18 protein-coding genes are annotated in these 21,244 nt (G+C 42.2%); 3 read left to right on the top strand and 15 right to left on the bottom strand.

The annotated features are described in order from the left end of the window. The 5 genes from ACEN82_RS11685 to ACEN82_RS11665 all read right to left on the bottom strand — a co-directional run bounded on the left by ACEN82_RS11685 (position 1) and on the right by ACEN82_RS11665 (position 6,222). Complete coding sequence (locus ACEN82_RS11685) at positions 1–2,178, bottom strand: peptidase domain-containing ABC transporter (protein ID WP_413322472.1); 2,178 nt, start codon at positions 2,176–2,178, stop codon at positions 1–3. Positions 2,179–2,421: 243 nt separating this feature from the next. After that, positions 2,422–3,264 carry a hypothetical protein gene (locus tag ACEN82_RS11680; RefSeq protein ID WP_413322473.1) on the bottom strand — a complete coding sequence of 281 codons (843 nt, stop codon included), beginning with the start codon at positions 3,262–3,264 and terminating at the stop codon, positions 2,422–2,424. Positions 3,265–3,333: 69 nt separating this feature from the next. Then, the gene (locus ACEN82_RS11675; RefSeq protein ID WP_090525813.1) at positions 3,334–3,552 is read right to left on the bottom strand and encodes a hypothetical protein; all 219 of its coding nucleotides are present in this window, start codon (positions 3,550–3,552) and stop codon (positions 3,334–3,336) included. Positions 3,553–3,661: 109 nt separating this feature from the next. Beyond that, positions 3,662–5,248 (bottom strand): vitamin K epoxide reductase family protein, encoded by a 1,587-nt coding sequence (locus tag ACEN82_RS11670; protein ID WP_413322475.1) that lies wholly within the window; start codon positions 5,246–5,248, stop codon positions 3,662–3,664. Positions 5,249–5,988: 740 nt separating this feature from the next. Beyond that, positions 5,989–6,222, bottom strand: coding sequence for a hypothetical protein (locus tag ACEN82_RS11665; protein WP_188831990.1), 234 nt, complete (start codon positions 6,220–6,222; stop codon positions 5,989–5,991). 104 nt (positions 6,223–6,326) lie between these two features. Here ACEN82_RS11665 and ACEN82_RS11660 point away from each other — a divergent pair, with 104 nt between their 5' ends. Then, the gene (locus ACEN82_RS11660; RefSeq protein ID WP_413322476.1) at positions 6,327–6,530 is read left to right on the top strand and encodes a hypothetical protein; all 204 of its coding nucleotides are present in this window, start codon (positions 6,327–6,329) and stop codon (positions 6,528–6,530) included. Between the two features lie 56 nt (positions 6,531–6,586). Continuing rightward, positions 6,587–7,087 (top strand): hypothetical protein, encoded by a 501-nt coding sequence (locus tag ACEN82_RS11655; RefSeq protein WP_413322477.1) that lies wholly within the window; start codon positions 6,587–6,589, stop codon positions 7,085–7,087. Positions 7,088–7,713: 626 nt separating this feature from the next. Here the strand turns inward: ACEN82_RS11655 and ACEN82_RS11650 are convergent. The 10 genes from ACEN82_RS11650 to ACEN82_RS11605 all read right to left on the bottom strand — a co-directional run bounded on the left by ACEN82_RS11650 (position 7,714) and on the right by ACEN82_RS11605 (position 20,408). After that, on the bottom strand, positions 7,714–8,487 hold the full coding sequence (locus tag ACEN82_RS11650) for a hypothetical protein (RefSeq protein WP_413322478.1): 774 nt from the start codon (positions 8,485–8,487) through the stop codon (positions 7,714–7,716). A 68-nt stretch (positions 8,488–8,555) separates the two neighbouring features. Then, positions 8,556–9,887 carry a beta-helix domain-containing protein gene (locus tag ACEN82_RS11645; protein WP_413322479.1) on the bottom strand — a complete coding sequence of 444 codons (1,332 nt, stop codon included), beginning with the start codon at positions 9,885–9,887 and terminating at the stop codon, positions 8,556–8,558. Between the two features lie 397 nt (positions 9,888–10,284). After that, complete coding sequence (locus ACEN82_RS11640; protein ID WP_413322480.1) at positions 10,285–13,536, bottom strand: TonB-dependent receptor; 3,252 nt, start codon at positions 13,534–13,536, stop codon at positions 10,285–10,287. A 140-nt stretch (positions 13,537–13,676) separates the two neighbouring features. Then, positions 13,677–14,702, bottom strand: coding sequence for a FecR family protein (locus ACEN82_RS11635; protein ID WP_413322481.1), 1,026 nt, complete (start codon positions 14,700–14,702; stop codon positions 13,677–13,679). Positions 14,703–14,937: 235 nt separating this feature from the next. Beyond that, a complete protein-coding gene (locus tag ACEN82_RS11630; RefSeq protein ID WP_413322482.1) occupies positions 14,938–15,543 on the bottom strand; it encodes an RNA polymerase sigma factor in 606 nt (201 codons plus the stop codon). A 79-nt stretch (positions 15,544–15,622) separates the two neighbouring features. Then, positions 15,623–17,023 carry a S41 family peptidase gene (locus ACEN82_RS11625; protein ID WP_413322483.1) on the bottom strand — a complete coding sequence of 467 codons (1,401 nt, stop codon included), beginning with the start codon at positions 17,021–17,023 and terminating at the stop codon, positions 15,623–15,625. Between the two features lie 236 nt (positions 17,024–17,259). After that, a complete protein-coding gene (locus tag ACEN82_RS11620; protein WP_495644131.1) occupies positions 17,260–18,036 on the bottom strand; it encodes a PDDEXK nuclease domain-containing protein in 777 nt (258 codons plus the stop codon). A 76-nt stretch (positions 18,037–18,112) separates the two neighbouring features. After that, on the bottom strand, positions 18,113–18,859 hold the full coding sequence (gene istB / locus ACEN82_RS11615; protein WP_495644019.1) for an IS21-like element helper ATPase IstB: 747 nt from the start codon (positions 18,857–18,859) through the stop codon (positions 18,113–18,115). Positions 18,860–18,879: 20 nt separating this feature from the next. Continuing rightward, complete coding sequence (gene istA / locus ACEN82_RS11610; protein WP_495644130.1) at positions 18,880–20,022, bottom strand: IS21 family transposase; 1,143 nt, start codon at positions 20,020–20,022, stop codon at positions 18,880–18,882. Further along, positions 19,968–20,408 (bottom strand): hypothetical protein, encoded by a 441-nt coding sequence (locus ACEN82_RS11605; protein WP_495644129.1) that lies wholly within the window; start codon positions 20,406–20,408, stop codon positions 19,968–19,970. The genes istA and ACEN82_RS11605 overlap by 55 nt, the downstream gene beginning before the upstream one ends. A 255-nt stretch (positions 20,409–20,663) precedes the next feature. Here ACEN82_RS11605 and ACEN82_RS11600 point away from each other — a divergent pair, with 255 nt between their 5' ends. Continuing rightward, on the top strand, positions 20,664–21,035 hold the full coding sequence (locus ACEN82_RS11600) for a winged helix-turn-helix transcriptional regulator (protein WP_413323195.1): 372 nt from the start codon (positions 20,664–20,666) through the stop codon (positions 21,033–21,035). The last annotated feature ends 209 nt before the right edge of the window (positions 21,036–21,244 follow it).

The raw sequence follows: 21,244 nt of genomic DNA, 5'->3' as shown, positions 1-21,244 counted from the left end.
TTATATGCCTAATTCAAGTTGATTTTTTACCAGGTTAAAATACTCCCCCCTCATTTCAGTTAGTTGGCGATGAGTACCTTGTTCAATAATTTTGCCCTTATCCATAACAATAATATTATCAGCATTTCTTACGGTGCTTAAGCGATGTGCAACCACCACCACGGTTTTTCCGTTAGTAAACTGGTTCAGGTTGTCCATTATTATTTTTTCGTTGTTTGCGTCCAATGCATTCGTTGCTTCATCAAAAAATAAATAAGCCGGATTTTTATAAACAGCACGGGCGATAAGCAGGCGTTGTTTTTGGCCCTGACTTATTCCATGTCCGCCTGCTCCAATCTTGGTATAGAGACCAAAAGGCAGCTCGCTTACAAAATCATTCAGGTTCGCTGTTTCAATGGCCTTATTTAATTTATCCAAATCCGGAAAATCATCTCCAACCGCTATATTATTGGCTATAGTGTCTCCAAAAATAAATCCGTCCTGCATTACGGTCCCGCAACTGCTCCGCCAAATCTTATAGCTTAAGCTGGTTAAGTGTATTTTTCCAACTTTTATTTTTCCGGTTTCGAGCGGATAAAAACGGAGAAGTAATTTCAGCAATGTGGTTTTACCGCTGCCGCTCATTCCCACTATTGCCGTAGTTTTACCCTGCGGAATGTTTAAATTTATATTTTCCAAGGCGGGATTGGCATCGGCTCCCGGATATCTGAAAGTAAGGTCTTTAATACTAATGCTTTTGTCAGCGGGCAATTCATTGATAAACGTACAGTCAGCAGGCTCTTCATCTTTTAGCTGGTGCACTTCATTCAAACGTTCCAGGCTAATTTTGGCATCCTGATACGCCTGTATAAAACCAATCATTTGTTCGATAGGGTTACTTACCTGACCAACAATGTATTGTATAGCCATCATGCCGCCTAAAGTAATATTGCCGTCAATAACAGCCTTTACGCTTATAAATGTTATCAGTATGTTTTTTCCCTGATTTATGAATGCTGATCCGGTTTGCTGTATCTGGCTTAGGGCAAGATTTTTTATTTTAAATTTGTAAAGGCTTGCCTGTATATTTTCCCAGTGCCAGCGTTTTTGTTTTTCACAATTATTCAATTTAATCTCCTGCATACCATTTACAAGCTCTATTACATTGCTTTGATTATTTGAAGCGATGCCGAACTGTCTGTAGTTAAGGTCACGCCTGCGTTTCAAAAACACAATTATCCATAAAACATAGAGTACGGTACTAATAAGAGAAATTAAAAAAATCAGCGTATTATAATAAATCAATACAATGGTAAAAACCACCAGATTAAGCAATGAAAACAAAGTGGTTAATGCGGTGCCGGTTAAAAAGTTTTCTATCTTTTGCTGGTCATTCATTCGCTGCAGAACGTCGCCTGTAGTTTTTGTTTCAAAATAGCTGATTGGCAACTTCATGAGTTTTACCAAAAAATCGGTTAAAATAGAAACATTGATACGCACACTTATGTGAAGCAGTATCCATGATCTGATGAAATTGATGCTCATACTTCCCAAAAAAAACATCAGCTGAGCAATCAAAATCAAATAAACGAAGTTAAGGTTGCGAGTATTGATGCCTGTATCTACCAGGGCCTGCGTAAAAAACGGGGTGACCAACTGTATTAATGTGCCAACACCCAGTCCAATAATCAACTGAAAAAAAAGTTGTTTATATTGGAAATAGTAACGGAGGATGGCACTCCATTTGACCTCATTTTGCTTATCTTCTTCAAGTTCATAAAACAAAGGCATTGGTCCTAGTAAAAGTGAGATGCCATCATAAAGCTCTTTGTGCGAAAACCAATTTGATTTAAATTCTTCTTCCTGTAGCATAACCAACCCTTTGGCCGGATCGGCGATGTAGTAGGCCGTGCCTCCTATTTTATAAAGTATAACATAATGGTTTTGACGCCAATGCAAAATACAGGGCAGTTGTACTTGCTTAAGCTGTTCAATAGTTACCCTTACGCCTAATGAGCGTAAGCCTATTTTTTCTGCCGCGTCGCTGATGTTCCATAAAGTTGTCCCCCCTCTGCCCGTAAAACACAAAGCCCTCAATTTTTGAATGGAATAATTGCGATTATAATACTTAGCAATCATCCGCAAACACGTTGGGCCGCAATCTAAATTGTCTTGCTGTTTGTAAAAGGTAAATTTCAATTGACTTGAGTTATTTTATTGTTTTCTGCCAAGGCATACTTGCCGAAAAAATCTATAGTTTGAATACCCAGGTATAAAGCGTTCTTGGGCAATCAATGCGCTGAATTTGTTTTGCTTTTAATTTTCATACCGGCAGGTTCACGCGGACTGTTTTTTGAAAGATGTAGAGACTTTAAGCTTTCTTACCAGTAATGCTAAGCGCCATAACAAACAATATCAGTTTAAAATTCATTATTTATCCATTTACTTTTTTGCTAAAGTATATTCACCCCAAAAATCTGTGGAGGAAGTAAAAGCCTCTATATGGACTTTAACAGGAAACGAAGGCTGGTTATTTTTGATGTATTCGTCGCTAACCCCAGGCAGGGGCCCGATGGGGACAACATATACTCCCCCAGCCAACGTTGTTGCTTGGCCGGCCGCGTTATATACAGCGGCCATATCTACGCCCGGCAATTTAATATTATAAGTAAATTTTGCAGGCGCATTTGCATCAAGTCCCAATTGTTTTAAACTGATAGACAACTCATAGGTAAAAAACAATTTATTATTAAAAGTTCCGGCTGCTTTGATGCCATCATGATTATATACCGAAATAAGGCTGTCCATGCTTTTTATTCCGGTTACCTTTATGAGTTTGGATGCATTTGCGTAATCTGTATTTTTTACCTTCATAATCGAGTCGGCTTCCGTCTGAGAAGCTGGCTGGTATTTTAGATTAACCCAGACCCGGTTGTGCATATCTGGGAAAGGATAAGTTATACTAATGCCATTTTTGATGTTTTTTTGATTAGATGGATTAATAGTCAGAATGATACCGCCTCCCAGTATTTTATTGATATTGGTATGTTCCGTTGCCTGTATAGTTAAATACAAGTTATCATCATCGTTAGCCATCGTATAAAAAATATCTGTAGCATGGTTATAAGCCTGAAATTTGTTGCTCCATTCCGTTGATTTCCCGTCAATTTTCACGTTCGACGGAGCGCGCAGGCTGCTTTGTTGGATGCCGGGCAGCTTTTGAGCATAAATAATAACGGGTATTACGATTGACAACAACAGCAGTGAGAGGTGTTTAAAGTTCATTTTTTTTAAAAAAAAGATTCACGGAAAAAACAACCATGATTTTTGTTATCATGGTTGTTTACTCAAAAATTAATAACAATCAACATTGTCGCAACAATCGTTCGTATTGCAATTATTATCTGCACCAGATTGAGTACCACTTGTGATACTGGTGTGAACTCCTACTGCCCCTGCACAACCGGGGGCACTACTCCAGTACCATGTACATGAGCCTCCACTAATCATTTTCATTTGATCTTTGGTGAGCATTTCCTTAATGTCTCCAAACTTAAGTTCCAACTTTTTCATAAATTTTTGTTTTTAAATTGATGCCTCTATTTTAGGGTTGCGGCTTTCCTTATCCTGTTTTACCAAGGCAGGCAACTTTTTTGTTCGCGAAACAAATTCTTTACACCTTTTACAAAACATATTTAATATCTTCTGCCTGGTAAGCAGAAGGTAATCTGCGACCGTTGATGAACAGCGTTGGCGTACTTGTAATTTCTACCATCTTACACCACTCTTTTTGCGCTGAAAGTGCGTTAGATTCAATCGCAGTTCCCATAGCCGGGTATTTCTCTTTCCATAATTCATATTTTTTTTTCTCCTGTTTATACCAGTCATTTATTGCTTCTTTAAGTCTGATTTCGTTCTTTTCAAACTTTAATGCCATAAAGTGGCTGATAACATTTTTGTCCAGTTCTTTTTGATATAGTCTGTTAACAAAAACCAATTGAAGTTTTATATCATCTCTTGAATCAAGTAAATTATCCAAAAGCATATGTGTTTTTGTACAATGAATGCAAAAAGGGTTAGATACCAGCGTAATCACGTTGGTAGCTTCTTTGTTACCTATCATGATAGTATTTTCTTCGGTTGGCAAAGCATACTTATTCTCCCGGTGCAGCATATTTTGGAATAATTCTTTATTGTATTTATACCTATACAACTCCAGTCGAAGCATTTGTAATTGCATAGAATTAATCAAGTAAGGCTTTATGAAGACCCATAAAAGGATCGGAACAAGTATTCCGACAAACAAATTGCTCAAGGTATGTAAATCGGGATACTGAATTCCATTGGATAGATAAGGTATAAAAGCAGCAAACTCCAGCCATAAAAGAGCCTGGACCGTGCAACAGAAAATACACCATTGCTTTGCTACCCGCCACTGATAATAAATGGAATAAAAAGTATAGGGTAAGCTTAGTAAATTTAGAATTCCCAATATTTGTATTAAGTGGGCGTTTGCGGCATTAAATAGCAAAGCAACCAATGTACCTGAATAGTAAAAAAAACCAATTTCGCTCCAACTCAATTCTTCGGTTACTTTTGCAGCCTTTGATGATAATATGACATGGCAATTTTTACTATTATCGTCCCCGCAAAATTTTTGTATCAGAGGATTATTTGCATCGATGCTTTGTATTAGTAACAATATGGAAGCTAATAAGCCTACCGTCTTAAAAAAAGCTAAGATGCCGATATGCCAATTTATAGTTTGTAGATAGGATTGATTGAAAAACAAATAAGCGATAAAAACAATGATTAGTCCTGATACAACAAACGGCATGCGTAGGGTCTCGATGATTTCTTCCCTGCGTTTGGCAGAATAATCATACTCACCGGATGAGTCATCTTTTTGAAACGCTAATATAGATCCCTGATAACGACTTTTAAATTCGTCTATACTAAATGAATGGTTATTCCAATGGTCATTCGATATGGTGATTTGGCTTTCATCTTTTTGGTTTACTAAAACAAATTCCCCTTTTGCAAAACAAGCTATAAAAGGCAAAGGTATTTCCGTCTCAATTAATTCTTCAACACTAACCTGGTAAGCTTCATTGGGGATATTCCAATAGGTCAATACCTCACTGATAGCAAGTAGGCTGGAAGCATCGGTATGTTTTTGCAATTCACTAATAATGCTATTCCGGGTGACGGGAATACCCAATTGTTTCACGACAAGGCTTATTACCTTAACTGAGTTACGGTGTTCCATAGGATATTAAAATGGCTAAGCGATGGTCAATAAACGAGGACGATCAGGATGTTTTTCGAATTCCTCAGCGATATTATCACCAATAACGGATATATCAAATGCGTGGCCAATACAGGTTATTACCTGCGAAAAATTACTTTTCATAATAAGGTTTAGATGTACAATTAATACTCTTCAGTACTAATTAGTTGTATTAAATTGATCGTATTTAATCGGTAGTATAAATTGGTATTTCAAATATATAATTATATATGTCAATAACACAAGTATTTTTAAAAATAATTTTCATTTACATGTATACCGGCCTATTTAATCTGGATCGTTGTGTTTTGTCCATATCCAAATCCGCAATTCCCCCCCTTGAATTCGAATTTTCCAACTTCGAATAACTGCTTAAGCAAGATATTGTTATGAATTCCAAATTTTGTTTGACTTTTTCCCTGATTGTCATTTCGAGATTTGTGAATTGCGGTTTTCTAATATCGATCTTAGCTTTGTATTTCCAGCGGCAAGAGGTCTTTTTGCCCTACAAAAAGCCTCTTGCCTCCGGGGATTTGTCGGAATTTCGCAACTCATTCCGATGTATTAAATATTTTAAGTTCTATTTGAAAATATAATTTCGAGTATCTGAAAAATATCGATTTCAATTTTTGGAGTTTCATTACTACGTCGTCGTTAAATAGGCAGACACTTTTCTTTCAGTAGCCAAATGTACGAGCCTCATTTTTGTTGCCTGTCGTTTAACGGCGGTTGACAAACCAGGCAGGACAGCGCCGGAATTCCGCAATCATGAACAAGCCTGATTCTACCATGGGATCTGATTTAAAAACATTTTCTAAAGTGATGGCTGATTGCTTCCGCCCTACTATTGAAGATTTCTTTTTGGGGTGGTAAAACGTTTGCTTTACTTTATGCTTAAGCTGATGGTCCGAAGGGGAAAATAACCCCTTCGAATGAAAAATACGACTTTCCATGTTACGTATTTTACATTTTTATTTATGCCGGATTACCACCCTTTTCGCACTGTTTTCGCTATCTAAAACCCTGTTCATTTGCTCATAAGAAACAATTCTTAAAAATGGAACAAGCATCGGTCAACGAAAAAAGATCAGTAGCAGCACCCGGGTACTCCATTTACCTCCTGGAACAAGGTATTACATTTTCGCATACTCCACCCTATCTGATCTCGGGCGCTCTGACCGGTCCGGAATCCTGGCTGATCCACCTCTCTATCGTAAGCCAGCAATTTGATTCGTACATCAGGCCAATCCTGGATTCCTGAAATCAGAAGGTCTGCCATTGGCTATACCCGCAGACGCTGTACAACATAACAGCATATTGGGTGGCACAGGCGGTTTTCAGTTCACCGGCAAAGTGATCTCGGTCAGGGTTAGCAGAACCAACGACCTGACAAGAATAACCGAAAAGATGCGCGATCTGACCAGGCACTGTCGTTTCTGGAGCCATGCGGCGCTCCTATTTACCCTCCCGTATGCTACTTACGTGATCCTCATGTACTGGGTACAGTTGGCGACGGTGATCCCCGAATCGCTGCGTGACCCGCGCGAAACCATCTTAACGGTAAACCGCATTCCATTTTCTGGACGCTGGATGCGCTCGGTTTTATCTGCATGGGAAGTTCCACGTTTTTGGCGGCCTTTGCGCTGGAAAAGAGCGACCGGAAAGCTTGCCGGCTGCGCGGCTTTTTACTGGCCAACGGCTTGCCTATTTCTACCCGCGTTTTTCCACCTTAGTGCTGTTCATCGTTTCGCCGTGGCTGGTCACCGCGCCGGGGTCGATGCTGGCGATGGCGATGTTTCTATGGAGGACACAGGATGAACTTTAATGACCGGAAAACGCTGCTGCCGGCTTATGCGGCTTCCAAAGCTGTATCGCAGCTTTCTTTTCCCTGGCCGGACCCATGAACGATACCGTATGGTATCGGTTTGATACTTGCAATATTATCTCGATGAATTCATCTTTAAATATAATTATAGAGGCAATAGACAATCTTTAACTTTTTAGTCAAAAAAACGGCTACTGCCTCCTGATGGGCTATTACTTTCAAGAGCCCCCGCCGGGGCAAAACAAACTAAAATAATTAAGCGCGCGACCAGTGGGATCTTTACTATTTTAGGGATTCCGATCGGACAATGCATCGATTATTTTCTTAAAAGCTTAATAAAAGCCTGCCCAAAATTGTCACCATTTTCTATTTCAAAATCATTTGATATAGCGAAACTGAAGATACAGCCCAATAATAACCGCATAACACATACTGCCTACAATCGCCACAATTAATCCTGTTATAAACAGATGCCCGTTATAACAGGCGGGGCGTGGTACGTCGGTCTTTTTTTTCCATTTTTAATGCGTAATCCGGAATTGTATTAACAAAGTATCCATTTGATTAAATCACCCAAGAGGCGATCTGCTTAAATGTCGATGGTAAAACCAACCCGCTCTTATTTAAAATCAGCTGATAAATCAGCTGTTTGATAGTAATCTGTAACAGAATTGGCGTCGCCGTTGGGCATAATCGAAATAAGCTGGCTGTCTCCTTTTGCAAAGGGGACAAATTGTCCGTAATTGTTTTCTGGGTCGGTGATGAAAACATGTTCACTGCTCTTATAGGGCAGATCCTTCGTTCCGGATTTATAGACCTTGAAATAATACTGATGATCGGGTTCAAGCGAAGGCAGTTCCATGAAGTCACTGAACGCGCCGCTTACATTCTTAATTACTTTATTCAAAGGCTTGTAAACAAATTCAAATTTGTCATAGTCTATGTATTCATCAAAAAACTCGACATCTACAGGCCCTCCGTAAAAATCGATAAAAGTTGTTGTGAACCGGAGACGAAAGCCCATGTTTTCAGGGTTTTTAACAGGTGTAATAGCGACATTATCAGAAAACGTCACACCGTCATAAAAGATCCGTTTGGTCTGATTAAAGGGATTTTCTGAAAGGCTGATCGTACTGACAGCCTTATGGTCGTTTTTTTTGCGGACCTGTATCTGATCCCTGGAATTGAAAAGTGACACATTAAGTTTAAACTCGTTGTTGATGGCTTCGCCGATATTTTTATCATTCAGTGTAAATTCAAGTGTATCAGTCAGCACCAGCCCTTTAATGTTGAGTTGTACAGCTTTTACAGGATTGTTATTTAACAACTGCTCTTTCTTACAGGCAAATAAAAACAACGATAATATAGGGAGCAGGTATTTTATTTTGATCATATGTTAATTATTTGAAGAAAACCGGGACATCAGCTGATGCCCCGGTAAATCACAATTCGGTGAAAATATTAGAAAGTAAATTTGGTCCAGTTGGCAACCCAGTTACCTGAACCAACGGTTAATGCACCGCTTGTACCAGGAGCAAGGAAATTAACCGCGCCTGCATTGTAGAATGGCTGGCTCATGCCCCAGGTAGGTGCAGTGGCAGCTGTTGATGTAGGATTGGCTACAGTGCTGGAATAAGCGCCGGTTGCTAAAGAGATAGCAGCGCTGAAGCCGTGAACACTGGTACCATTGATGGTTGATGGTGTAGCACTTGCATCAGCATCAAAGACAACACCGGAAGGATAACCGGTAAAGAATGAGTTGCTCAAAGTAACTTCAGTACCACGACGGTTACGGAAGCCGTATTTAAAGCCTGGTGAGGTGATAGCCGGCGATAATGTAGCAGTTTTTGTACCGATAACACTAAAATTAGCTAACGTAGGGTGTGTTTTTGGTAATAAGCTGAAGGTAGCATCTTCAGTAGGTGCATTATTATCAGATTCGATACCGTTTGAATCACTTGCACCACTGCTGGCACTGTGTGTAGAGTAGGCATCAGCCACAGCGATGGCGTATTGGATAGAACCTGTAAAACCGTTATCAAAGTCAAACTGGTCGTCATCGTTACCAAATGAAACCAGGTATTTAGGGCTTACTTTACCACCAAAGAACTCAAACCCGTCATCCAGGCCGTATGAAGCCTGTACGTGATCAATGGTTGTTCCGCTACCGACGCCACCTAAAGTTAAAGAGTTTACCTCCACATTTGGTGCCAGTACGTAACCAGCATATTCAATACGGGCATATTGCAGGGTACCGCTGTTGTCTGCATCGTTCGAACCACCGTAATGGAATTTAGGATCATCAGCCAGACCTTCGATCAGTTTATCACCAACGTTGATCTTCGCGTTACCTAACAGGATGACACCGCCGAAATCACCAGGATGACCAACAGTGCTTGCGTTACCGTCCAATAAATAACGGCTGGTGAATACAATCGGGTTTGTTGAAGTACCAACTGCGTTGATTTTAGCACCTTTGGCAATTACCAAAACACCATTTTGAACACCAGCAGTGTTTACAGTTGATTTGATGAAAGTACCGGCATTGATGGTCAGGGTAGCACCGCTTCTAACAGTAACTACACCGCTAATTTCCCATACATGACTTGCATCCCAGGTGGTATTGGTAGTAATATCGCCACTGACTGTTGTAACCGGTAATGATGACGCGCTGTAATCTGCAGCTGATGTACTGCGATTGTCAAATGCTTCGCCGTTTTTGGCTTCCTTTTTACAAGATGATACGAAGATACCCGCAGCAAGGCACAGGGTAATTATTGATAATTTTTTCATTTTTTCTGTTTTTCAGGGAGGTAATTTTTGTTTTATGCTCCCACTTTTTAAGGTTCATTTTTGGATTTGGATCATACCGGTAAACTTTATACTGCTTTGCGAGATTAGATCAGCTCCATGTTTCCGGCATACATTTTTTATTATATCTTTGCCGTCAGTCCAAATCCAACAGCAACGATCTTATGTTTATACCCTTGGTTTAAACACGTATCCCTTTCGGGGGCTGATATATTACTTTCAGGTTATCCTGTTTGTGCCGGTAGCGGGCAAGCTAATCGGTTTTAAACGAAGGACTGTACGAGGTCCTTCGTTTTATTTTATGGCACAGCGGATTTACTTCATCCTCCTTTTTTTAGTTAAACCATTATATATCTACATACAGAATGTATTCGTTCTGTTAAAAATTGTAGGTGAGCGATGTGCTGAAGGTCCGTCCAAAACGCTGTTGAAACATCACCTGGTCACCTTTTTCATAATTATTACTAAATCCGCTTTTTAAGCGATAGGCTTTACTTTTATCGCCGCTGTTATCGCTTGATATAAGCTCATAACTGGCTGTGTTACGATAAACATTGAATATATTATTGGTAAGATTAGCCATGTTGAATTTAGCCTCCATCTTATTTTTCAGGAAACGATAGCTGATCTGAATATCCAGTTGTTCTCTTGGCCTTTCATATTCAATAAAAGTAGGATCGTCACTAACGATGTAGGTTTTACGCCCCGACTTATTATAAGCCGCGTTGAAACCAAGGTGGTTGCCAAGGTATTGCAGGCCAATATTATACAGATAAGGCGATTGCCCATACAGAGACCGTTTTTGTTGGGTTGGAACCTGTATGTAAGGTTTGCCGTCTCCGGGGTCTACGGTATAGGTATTTTGAACAGTTGATTTTTGAAAGGTAAGGTTACCGTAGGCTGCTATATTTTTGAAGATCTCATTTTCAGTTATAAAACTGAAGTTTTTTCGCAATTCAAATTCCAGACCGTATACTTTTGCCCAGTCCGCGTTTTGAAGGTAATAATTAGGATTGCCGTTTACCATAATAGCGTTCAGCTCTACGGGTTTATCAAAGTGTTTATAAAAACCACCCACCGAAATAACCTCACCCAGGCCGGGAAACAATTCTGCTTTAAGGTCATAACTGTTGATACGGGTGCTATACAAGCCTTTATTACCGTATAAAGCATCCAGTGTAGGGCTGTATCTCAAGAAAGGATTATTATCCATCAGCTCGGGCCGTACCACGCTGCTGGAAACAGCTCCCCGGATGTTTAGCGACTGTATAGGGCTATAGGTTAGATTAACCGATGGAAGCCATTGCCATCTTTTATCAGGTTTTACCGCGAAAATATTCTCACCACCTCCCTTAATGATCGCGCCTGCTTTGATCTCGGTATATTTATAATATTCGCCCCTTAAGCCCCACACTAACCGCAGCTTATCAAATAGCTGGTTATCAAACATCACATAGCCCGCGTGTGTCTGGCTTTTGCCTTTATAATTGTCTACAAAGGAAGGATCAATCGCATATAAATATTTATCATAAGCTATATTTCCAGGACTGATCAACTGTCCAATTGGCTTATAGCCTGAACTGTCCGCATATTTTTCAGTTGTGGCCAGGGCTGCGATCTGCCAGTCAAATTCCGCTTTTTTATGCGTGCCGAAATAGCCGGTTTTTATGGTGCTGCGGAAACCTGCCAATGTGAAAGGCAATGTGCCGGAGAGGTTCCATGAATAATGAGTTTCTTTATTAGCAGCATGCTGACGCGAGGTTTGCGATATCCTGGGTTCCGTAAGTTTACTCCCGTTATAGAAGTATTGATAGCGATCACCGACCAAAACAGGTCCGCTTGTGGCAATACCAGCGTCCTTTTCCTGCCTGTTTACCGAAGTTCTGGCTACGTCCCACTCTATCTTTAATTTTGCCACCTGGTGCTGCCCGTTTAGTTTATTTTGCAGCAAAGAGGTATAGGTAGGATCATCGGCCTCTAAAACCCGTCGTGGAGGCCTGCCTGCAGCTATATCACCCGCCCCGTTATCTGGCTCGTAGCCAGCAATTCTTGTTAGGGTATTATCATACACATGGGTATAAGTATTGCGCAGGCCAAAGCGGTTATTGCCCCGTTGCAAACCGATATTGAGCAATGCCCCCAGGGTGGTGTTAAATACGTAGGCCGAACCGGTATTTAAATCGGGTCGCTGAATATACCAGCCTCCCCTTGATTGATCATCAATAACATTAATATTTTGTGTGTTACGGTAACTTATAGCACCTGTAAAACCAAATTTGTTGTTCCTGGTAGTATCCGCCAACAAACGGCCTATCGAGAACTGATAGTTTTGCGAGGGGGCCGTTTTATACTTATACATGGTAAAGTTGTCATTGATAAATCTTTTACTTTGATCAACTACCTTTTTTTGATACTCCGCGTCAGAAAGTGCGCGGTTAGGCTCAGTATTCCTGTTGGTATGTACCAGCCCTGCAGGGAAATCTCTCCTGCCATCATCAAAACCCCAATAATCATACTTCCCGCGCTTGTGGCTCAGGAAATCTTTACCTGTACTTTGGTCATTGTAAGAGGCCCCCGCTGTAAAACTCATAAAATTTTCTGTCGGAATATCCTTGGTATTCACCTGGATCAGGCCGCCCCCAAAACTGGCATTCATATCGGGGGTAACTGTTTTGCTGACAACCACGTTATCGACCAAACCTGCAGGGATCATATCGAACGAAAAGTTGCGGCTTTGTGCTTCGGTACTTGGCAATACCGTTCCGTCCATCATGGCTGTATTGTAGCGCTCACCAATGCCCCGTACCAGTACAAACTTATTGTCAACAGTGCTTACGCCGCTAATCCTTTTCAGACTTTCGCCTATATTTCTGTCGGGCGTGCGGGCCAGTTGCTCTGCGCTGATGCCATTAGTGATCTGCGAAGCATTTTTTTGCCTGGTAAGCAATCCTTCTACCGATGCCTTTTGATAACTTGCAGTAACAACAACTTCTCTCAAGGCCGACGCAGCAGGCTTTAATGCCACATCAAGCGGCGTGTTCTTGTTTTCGTTAACAATAATCCCGGTTATTCGTTGTGTTTGATAGGAAATATAGCTGACTTCAAGGGAGTAGGATCCCGCTGGCAGGTTTAGCAAGTAAGTCCCGTCTACGCCTGTTTGTGTCCCGGCTTCGCTTCCGATCACTTTTACCGAAGCACCAGGTAAGGTTTCCCCTTTTTCATCCAGCACTTTTCCTGCTATGGTACCGGGCTTGGCAGGAACAGGAAGTTTGTACAGCAATATAGTTGACTGGTCCGCAAATTTAAACGTGACATGGGTATTAGCTAAAATTATTTTAAGCACGTCTGTAAGGGAAACATCCTTTACATCCAGGCTAATTCTGCTGTTGGGTTTAAAAATTGCTTTGTTGTAATTAATTACGCAACCCGCTTTATTTTCGAGTGCAGTAAGCCCCTGGGGAATGCTAACCGCTACCAGTTTAAGTGTGATAGTATTAGGAGGTGTTCCCTGATAAGCAGTTGCATAGGTATCCCCGAAAAGCAGGGCAAGCATCAGGGGCACAAGCAGGATTGCCCTACAGCTAATTTTGAAAAAATACAGATATACTTTTTTGTAAAAGCTTATATTCATAAGTTTACGATGTTTTTTAATTTTCACGATTTAAAAACTATTCCCGAAACCGTTCTGTTGGCGCAGAGCGGTTTCCTTGTATGATAAGTGGCGAATCCCACAACGGGCAACTGTTTGCCTGACTTTATAAGGTTATCTCTTCATTCACAAGTCTCCCCCCATAAGACGACTGTTTTATTGTTGTTGATCCTGTATTTGATGTGCCCGCTGCTCATAATGCTGAGCTGCTGCATAACACCATGGATGTTTTGGTTAAAAAAAGTCGCATTAAACCTGCAACGGGCAAGTGCCGGGTTTTTTATCTCAAAACGAACGTCATAATAGCGCTGAAGTTTAAAAAGGATATCACCCAGGTTTTCGTCCCTGAAAACGAAACGGTTGCTTATCCAACCATCAGACTCTGTGGCCTTAACACTGCTGACCAAATAATTGTGATCATTGTTACGGTACGTTATCCGCATACCTGGCGACAGCAATGACAGGGTGGTACGAATGCCGTTCCGGTTTTCGATAACCCCCACTTTTCCTGTTCGTACCGTTACGGTTACTGTATTATCGGCAGGGTAGGCATAAACATTAAAAGAGGTACCCAAAACCCTGGTTTCCAGCTTTCCGGATTTTATAATGAACGGGCGGGTTGCGTCGTGCTTCACATCAAAAAAAGCTTCGCCTTCAAGGATTATATACCTGGGATGGCCAGGTTCAAAATGTTCCGGCCAGGTAATTTTTGTTTCGCTTCCGAGATAAACTACAGAACTGTCCGGCAGCAGCATTTTTATTTTTTCACCGGCCACTGTTATTTTACTTACGAGGGCAATGGGATCGGCCTCATGCTGCCGGCCCGGCTTTATCTTGTACCAGATCAGTGCAGCCGAGCAAAGTAAAATCAGCGCCCCGGCATACCTGAGCAATGGGAAACGGTTGTTTTTTTGCTGCCGGTTCCGGTTAATTTTGGTCCATATCAGATCCAGTTCAGCTTCCGGGTCAGTCACATCATCGGTGTTCATTTCCTCCTTTTGCCAGATATCTTCCATGACAGCCGACAGCTCTGATTCCGCGTCTTTATGATCTCTCAGGTACCGGAACAGAACTCCATTCTGTACCAGGTCAGTCTTACCTTCCAGATACATTTTGAATAAGCTCTTTATTTCGTCGCTGTGTTCCACGTTTTTGATCTCAACCGTTATGGGCCATTTTTATAGTATATAAGATTGGCAGGCGAAGTATGGCTATATCAATTTGAAATTATTTGAAAAAAGTTCGGGCTTGAATAAAAAGCATCTCCTCAAACACGATAACGATGTTCTTCCTCTGTATAACCTGCGTGCGCAATTAAGGCAAACCGGCATATCGCCGTGTTTGCTATTTGAAGCAATAGGAGAACTTATAAGAAAGGAAAATTTAGCTCAGTTCCGGGGTAAGGGATATGATTATCAGCAAAGCAGGAAGAATTGTATCTGGAGACAGATATCGAAACCTTGCACGGATGTGGCCCAGGGATTTTTTAATGTGGTTATTAACGGTATTGGGAGAGATACCCATTTGTTGTGATATAGCAGCGTGTGAGCAGCCGCCTTCCCTGCTCAAAAGGTAAGCAGCCCTGGCCTGTGGAGACAAAGACTCGATCGCCTGCATGGCAATTTTTCCGCACTCGCGCAGCTCGATATATTGGTCTGTGGAATTATGGGTTGGTTCGCCTTGGTTCGCCGCTCTGTAAACAGACATCCTTGTTTTCTTTTTAAGAGCATCCAGAAAATAACTTCGTACCATACTGAACAGATAAGCGTCAAAGTTTTTTTCCGGGTCAATCTTACCACGGCTTTCCCAAAGACGGACAAAAACATCCTGCGTAAGCTCATGCGCATCTTCTGCACATCTTACAAAACGATAAGCGAAAGTGTAAACTTTTTTTCTGTATAGTCTATAAATTTCACCGAAAGCATCGCCATCCCCAGCTTTGACGTTTGCTAAAAGTTGCTTAACAGATAAGGTTTTCAAATATTTCATACAGTAGCAGGTTAAGACAATTGCAAGTTAACCGGGTTAATTTGAAGTTAATGTTAAATGTGCACGATGCTTTTGAGTTTTAGCGGTGTGTAACAACCACACTTGATGAACTGGCCGATAATTTGGAGTCTGCAAGTACAGTTAGCGCCCCCGTCGTCCTTTTTTTCGTTTGCGCAGCGAGCGTTACTGTTTGCGCATGAGCATCTTTGATAATAGTTATTGCGGTGTTTATAAGCGGATCATTCTCCGATCCAAGCGGGAGCAACGGTAAAGTCGCCAGCTCGTTTACGGAAATATCAGGATTAATCCCTCCGCTGTAATCTCCGCTCCCGGCGGCGTTAAAGAGTTTATACACTATCGGATGCATTTCCCATGCTACCCGCTTAGGTACGCGCATATCAGAAATTTTAAAGGATGCAGCATCCTTCCCCCGTGTTACTTCGCCTATAAGCGTAACCTGCATGTACGGTTTTAAATTATTGATCATAACCTCAGATGCAGAAGCAGTAGCTCCGGTGCCCAGTATATAAATTTGTTTTAAGCCTAAGTTGTATTGTAATGCCAGCTCAAAATTTACGGTACCATCATAAGTAGCGGCATCCCCGACAGACTCTTTTCGCCTGCCGCCGTTCTTATTGCCCTGGTAAATGATAAAGGGCGTTGAATAATTTATATCATTCGCTATCATTGCCGTAAGACCGGCAGCCTCTGCAACTTGTCCGCCGGAGTTATAACGCAGATCAAGTATCAGATCTGAAATCCCCGAACTTTTAAACCTTGCAAAAACACTATAAAGAGAAGCAGCCAGCCCGGGGCTAAAATCATTGATATAGAGATAACCGATCTTTTTATTTCCGGCCGCTATAACTTTGCTGGTGGCCGGCTGTTCAAAGGTGGCACCTGATGAAATTTCCACATCCCTATCCGCGATCAGCTGATCTCCGCTAATGCGAGCTATGGATAATGTGACACTATTGCCAGAAAGTAGTTCGCTCTGGAGGTCTTTGGCGTTATCACGGGTTAATTGCTTACCGTTGATCTTGTTGATATAATCCCCCCTCACCAAACTGTTCCTGGAGGCAGGTGAATCATTCAGTACCAGTTTAATTACGCCAATAACCAAACCTGTTCTTTGTTCAACGATCGTACTGTAATCAAATCCGAATTTACTTTTGCTGTTCGCAATCCCGCTTGTAGGATCGCTGGGGAGAATAATATAAGAAAAGGGATCGGTCGTGTTTTTTACGGTGTTAAAATATACCAAAGGGGGCTTGCCGATGTCTGCATGTGCAGGCAGTTGGTCTGTCCAATAATAATATCGTTTGAGACTATCCGTTATCCAGGTATTAATATCTTCATTGCTCCCGGCAGGATACACAACTTTAACGTTCTCTTTTTTGCAAGAAAACTGAACCAAAATACTGAAACAGAGCAGCAGATTTGGTAATTGCCTTTTAGACAACCGGAAAAAAAGCACCATAGGTATGATAGGTTTTTCACAAAGCTATCATAAGCTTGTTAACAAATAGTTAATATATCATATATTATATGATATATTAGCAACTATCTTTTTATCTCTAAAACAATGTGTTGCGCCGATTTTCAACCATTCTTCACAAGGAATAATATCTTCATTGCTAAAATATTCTGGTGTAACATATATATAACCAACGCGGTTCGCCACTGGCTATATTCAGTTTTTGAGATCTGGCAGTATTATAGTTTTTGAAAACTTTTGAAGGAATAAAACCGTTCCGACCAGACCATGGTTCTCATTGAAGAAAACTGTCGACCAGGGAGGGTGATGCGCCGCTGCCGTCCTTCAAACAAAAAGCCTTTACCTAATTCCAGCATAAAGTGCTCCAGTTTATTGATGATGGCGGTCTCCAGATTATTCTCCGAATAGCCGCTATCCTCCTTTAAGCCCAAAAACTCCAGTACGAACGGGCTTTTCAACGCGCGAATGGGTTCCTCGCTTGTTTGACCTGCTTCCGCACCATCCGGTACGCATTTTTTATCGCGGCTTAACGCCAGCCGCTCGAACAGGGAAGAATTGTACTGACGCTGCAATTCCCGGACTGACCAGTTATTCGTTACCGATTGCTGCTCATAAAATTCCCGTTCACCGGGGTCGGCAATCTTCATTAACTGGATGTAATGTGTCCAGCTTAATTTGAACAGACCGGAAAACGCAATCAGTGATTGCGGAATGTTTTTATAGGTATCAGATTGCGCAATCAGTGATTGCGTAATCTGTTCCTGATATAACAGGTAGAACCTTTTGAAATAGTCCAGGTTACGATGCGAATAACCTTTGCCATATTCGCGCGTCAGCGCTTGACTGAGGTCTTTGACGATTGTTTCCGCATAAGCGGCCCGCTGGCTGCCGGCCTGCTCTTCATTGACAATCATTTCACCTATATGATAATAGGTGTAGGTCATTATGTAAGTTATGGAGATGTTGACCACCCTGTTCCGGGCCAAATTGACCACTGGGTTAGCTGACTTTTGAGTTGCAGCAAACGCTGTAAAAGCGTGTACAAAAATAGTTATTTAAAAGGCAATTTCATTAGAGGCTGTTTACCGGTTCGATACTGCGTTTTTTTCTCATAGATTCCCCTTTTAACTCGATGCGGTGTGCATCATGAACGATCCGGTCAAGTATAGCATCAGCAATCGTTTTTTCACCGATCACCTCGAACCATTTACTGACCGGCAACTGTGAGGTAATGATCAGAGAAGTCTTGCCATGCCGGTCCTCTATGATCTCCATTAATGCGGCTCTGCTCTGTGCATCAAAAGGCTGTATCCCAAAGTCATCCAGTATAAGCACTTGTGTTCTTTCCAGCTTAGCCAGCTCCTTGATATAGGAACCGTCCGCCTTTGCCATCTTCAGTTTAGCGAATAGCTTGGGCGTGCTGGTATATAGTACCCGGTAGCCCAATATGCAGGCCTGGTGGCCGATAGCAGAAGCCACATAGCTTTTACCGATACCGGTACTGCCGGTTATCAGTAGGTTCTCAAAGCGATCAATAAACGTACAGTCTGCCAAACGCATGATCTGATTACGGTCGATTGTCCGATCTGCATGGTAATGAACATCCTCTATAGCAGCTTTATAGCGGAACTTGGCATACTGGATGGTACGATCAATACGCCTGTTCTGACGGTCGTCCCACTCGGCTTCTACCAGGTGTGCCAGCAGTTCGTCTGCTGTGTAATCATTTGTTTTACCGGTTTCCATGCTGCTTTTAAAGGCATGGAACATGCCGAAGAACTTCATCTTCCGCAGTTTGTCTAAGGTGCTTGTGTTCATGTTATTGTTGTTTTAAATAGTTATTTGTAATAGTCTTCTCCCCGGATATTGCCATGATCTGGCATCGGCAGCTCATCGGCAAATAAGCTTTCCTCGTAGTTGTCCATCTTGTTTTCCAGTATGGTTTGTATCGTTTTATAGTTATACACACCGTAGCTCAATGCTCGCTGGCAGGCAATGGTCAGCCTTTCGTTCCCGGCTTTTTTTGCTAAGCCATGCTCCCCGAGCGAAGACTTATAAGCCTGTTCCGGGTGCTGCTTGCGCTCCAGTATTTGAAGGATATACAGCCTTACATCCTCGTGGATGGAGGCTGCCCAATCCAGGAACATATCCGGCGTCCAGTCGCTTTTAAAGCGGTGAGTACTGGCCATGTGCTCCTTATCCGTAGTATAGCCATAGGGGTTTTTATTGCGCTTATGCAGGGCGATGCGCTCATAGTTATAGTACACTTCTACCGTCGTGCGGGAGTATAATAACTTGACCCGCTTGCCAATAAAGCGGTAAGGCACACTGTAATAATGCTTGTCAGGGCCGAGGTTAACATGGCCGTTCTTGATCACCCTGGCCTGGAATTGCTTCTTGAACTGGTAACGCAGGGCGGGTAATGGAGCAAGCGCACTGCGTTCGATCTCCTCAAACTGTAACCTGCGGCTGTAGTTACGGCCTTTGAGCATCTGGGTGTTATGAACTTCAAGGGTCTGCCAGATTGCTGCATTAAGCTCCGTTAAAGAATGATACACCTGTTTGTTTAATGGTGCGTATATCTTGGTATAAATAATCTTTACCGCACCTTCTACCAATGCTTTATCACGAGGGCGGTATGCCCGAGCTGGTAATACAGTCGTTCCGTAATGATCTGCAAAGTCCTCAAATGTTTCGTTCAGGGTGGGTTCGTAGCGGCTGCTTTTGGTTACGGCGGCCTTCAGGTTATCTGGTACAATGGCGGCAGGGACGCCGCCGATAAAGTGCAGGGTGTTCTCGCAGGCCGCAATAAAGTCTTCCTTCTGCTGGCTCATTACAGCCTCAACATAGGTTAACTGGCTTGCGCCCAAAATAGCTACAAAAACCTCTACAGGTGTGATCTCCCCGGTATCCTTATCGGTGATACTCATCTTTTCACCCGCAAAATCGACGTATAGCTTATCCCCAGCCTTATGATCCATGTGCATAGTCGGGTTAACTCTACCTTCCACTGGTTATAATAAAAGCAAAACTGGCTGTACAGATAGCCATCAGGAAACTCTTTGTAATAAGCCTCCCATAGTATTTGCCGGTTCATGCCGGTCTTTTTCAGCTCTTTATCCACGTGAGGAAAGCAGCGTAGCATGGACTGCATACGCGCGTTAGGCGGGTGTTCTTTGGACTTTCCGAACAAATCTTCCAGTTCCTGGTCATTCAACGCGTTAACCTCATCAAAGGTAAAGCCGGTTGCTTTAAAGGCTGCTACATACTTTTTTACCGTGTTTCTCGATGCATCGGCCTGGGCAGCGATGGTCATTAATGGCCGCTGCTGGCTGTACATCCTTAGTATCTTTCTGATCTTACTCATGCTGATTGTTAAGTTGGCCATGCTTAGGAAGGTGTCTTTGCCCTCAAAAGATGGTCTCTTTTACAGCATTTGCTACGTGTTTGCGGTGGTCAATTTGCCCCGGAATCAGGTGGTCAGTTTCGCCCGGAATGGGTGGTCAGCTTGCGCCGGATTGGAGTGGTCACGTTCATCAGAATCTCCAATCAAAGGTAGGTGCGCTTATTTAGATAGTGTACATTAGCAACCCATTGTAGGGTACTATAAAAAATGTAAGTAGTGTCTAAAATCAAAGAAACATCCACCAATTTTGCCAACAAGCAGGCCCTGGCTGACCATTGTTCGGAAGTTTATGCATCGATCCTCCTGGGTGGACAATGGGCTATCCCGATCTGTTCCTGGTTGATCAATGGTAAGCTTAGATTTTGCGAACTGAAAAAATCCCTGCCAAACATCACGGAACGTATGCTCACCCTGCAACTCCGGAAACTGGAAGACCATAAGATCATTAGCCGGTCAGTTTATGCTGAAGTGCCAGTCAGGGTGGAATACGAGTTAACTTCTATAGGCTATGAGTTGGCCCCCATCATTCAAATGCTCGAAAGCTGGGGGGTAAAACACAGGCAATGCATTAAAGGATCAAATACTTAATTGGCTCAACTTTTCGAAGCTGATGCTATCTTTCCATCAATATTTCCTGGGAATGCAAAGTAACCTGATATCTCAAAACCATGGCGTTTCCGTATCATCCGGAAAATCCCGGCTCCCCTGTCCTTGGCTATCTTACCCCGTTAAAGAAATTGACTTACCAGGAGTAATGCAGTTTGACATCTGCTGAATTGTGTCATCGGATCAGCTGT

The sequence above is a fragment of the Mucilaginibacter sp. Mucisp73 genome (genome assembly GCF_059491465.1).
This window is presented reverse-complemented; position numbering and strand designations above follow the sequence as displayed.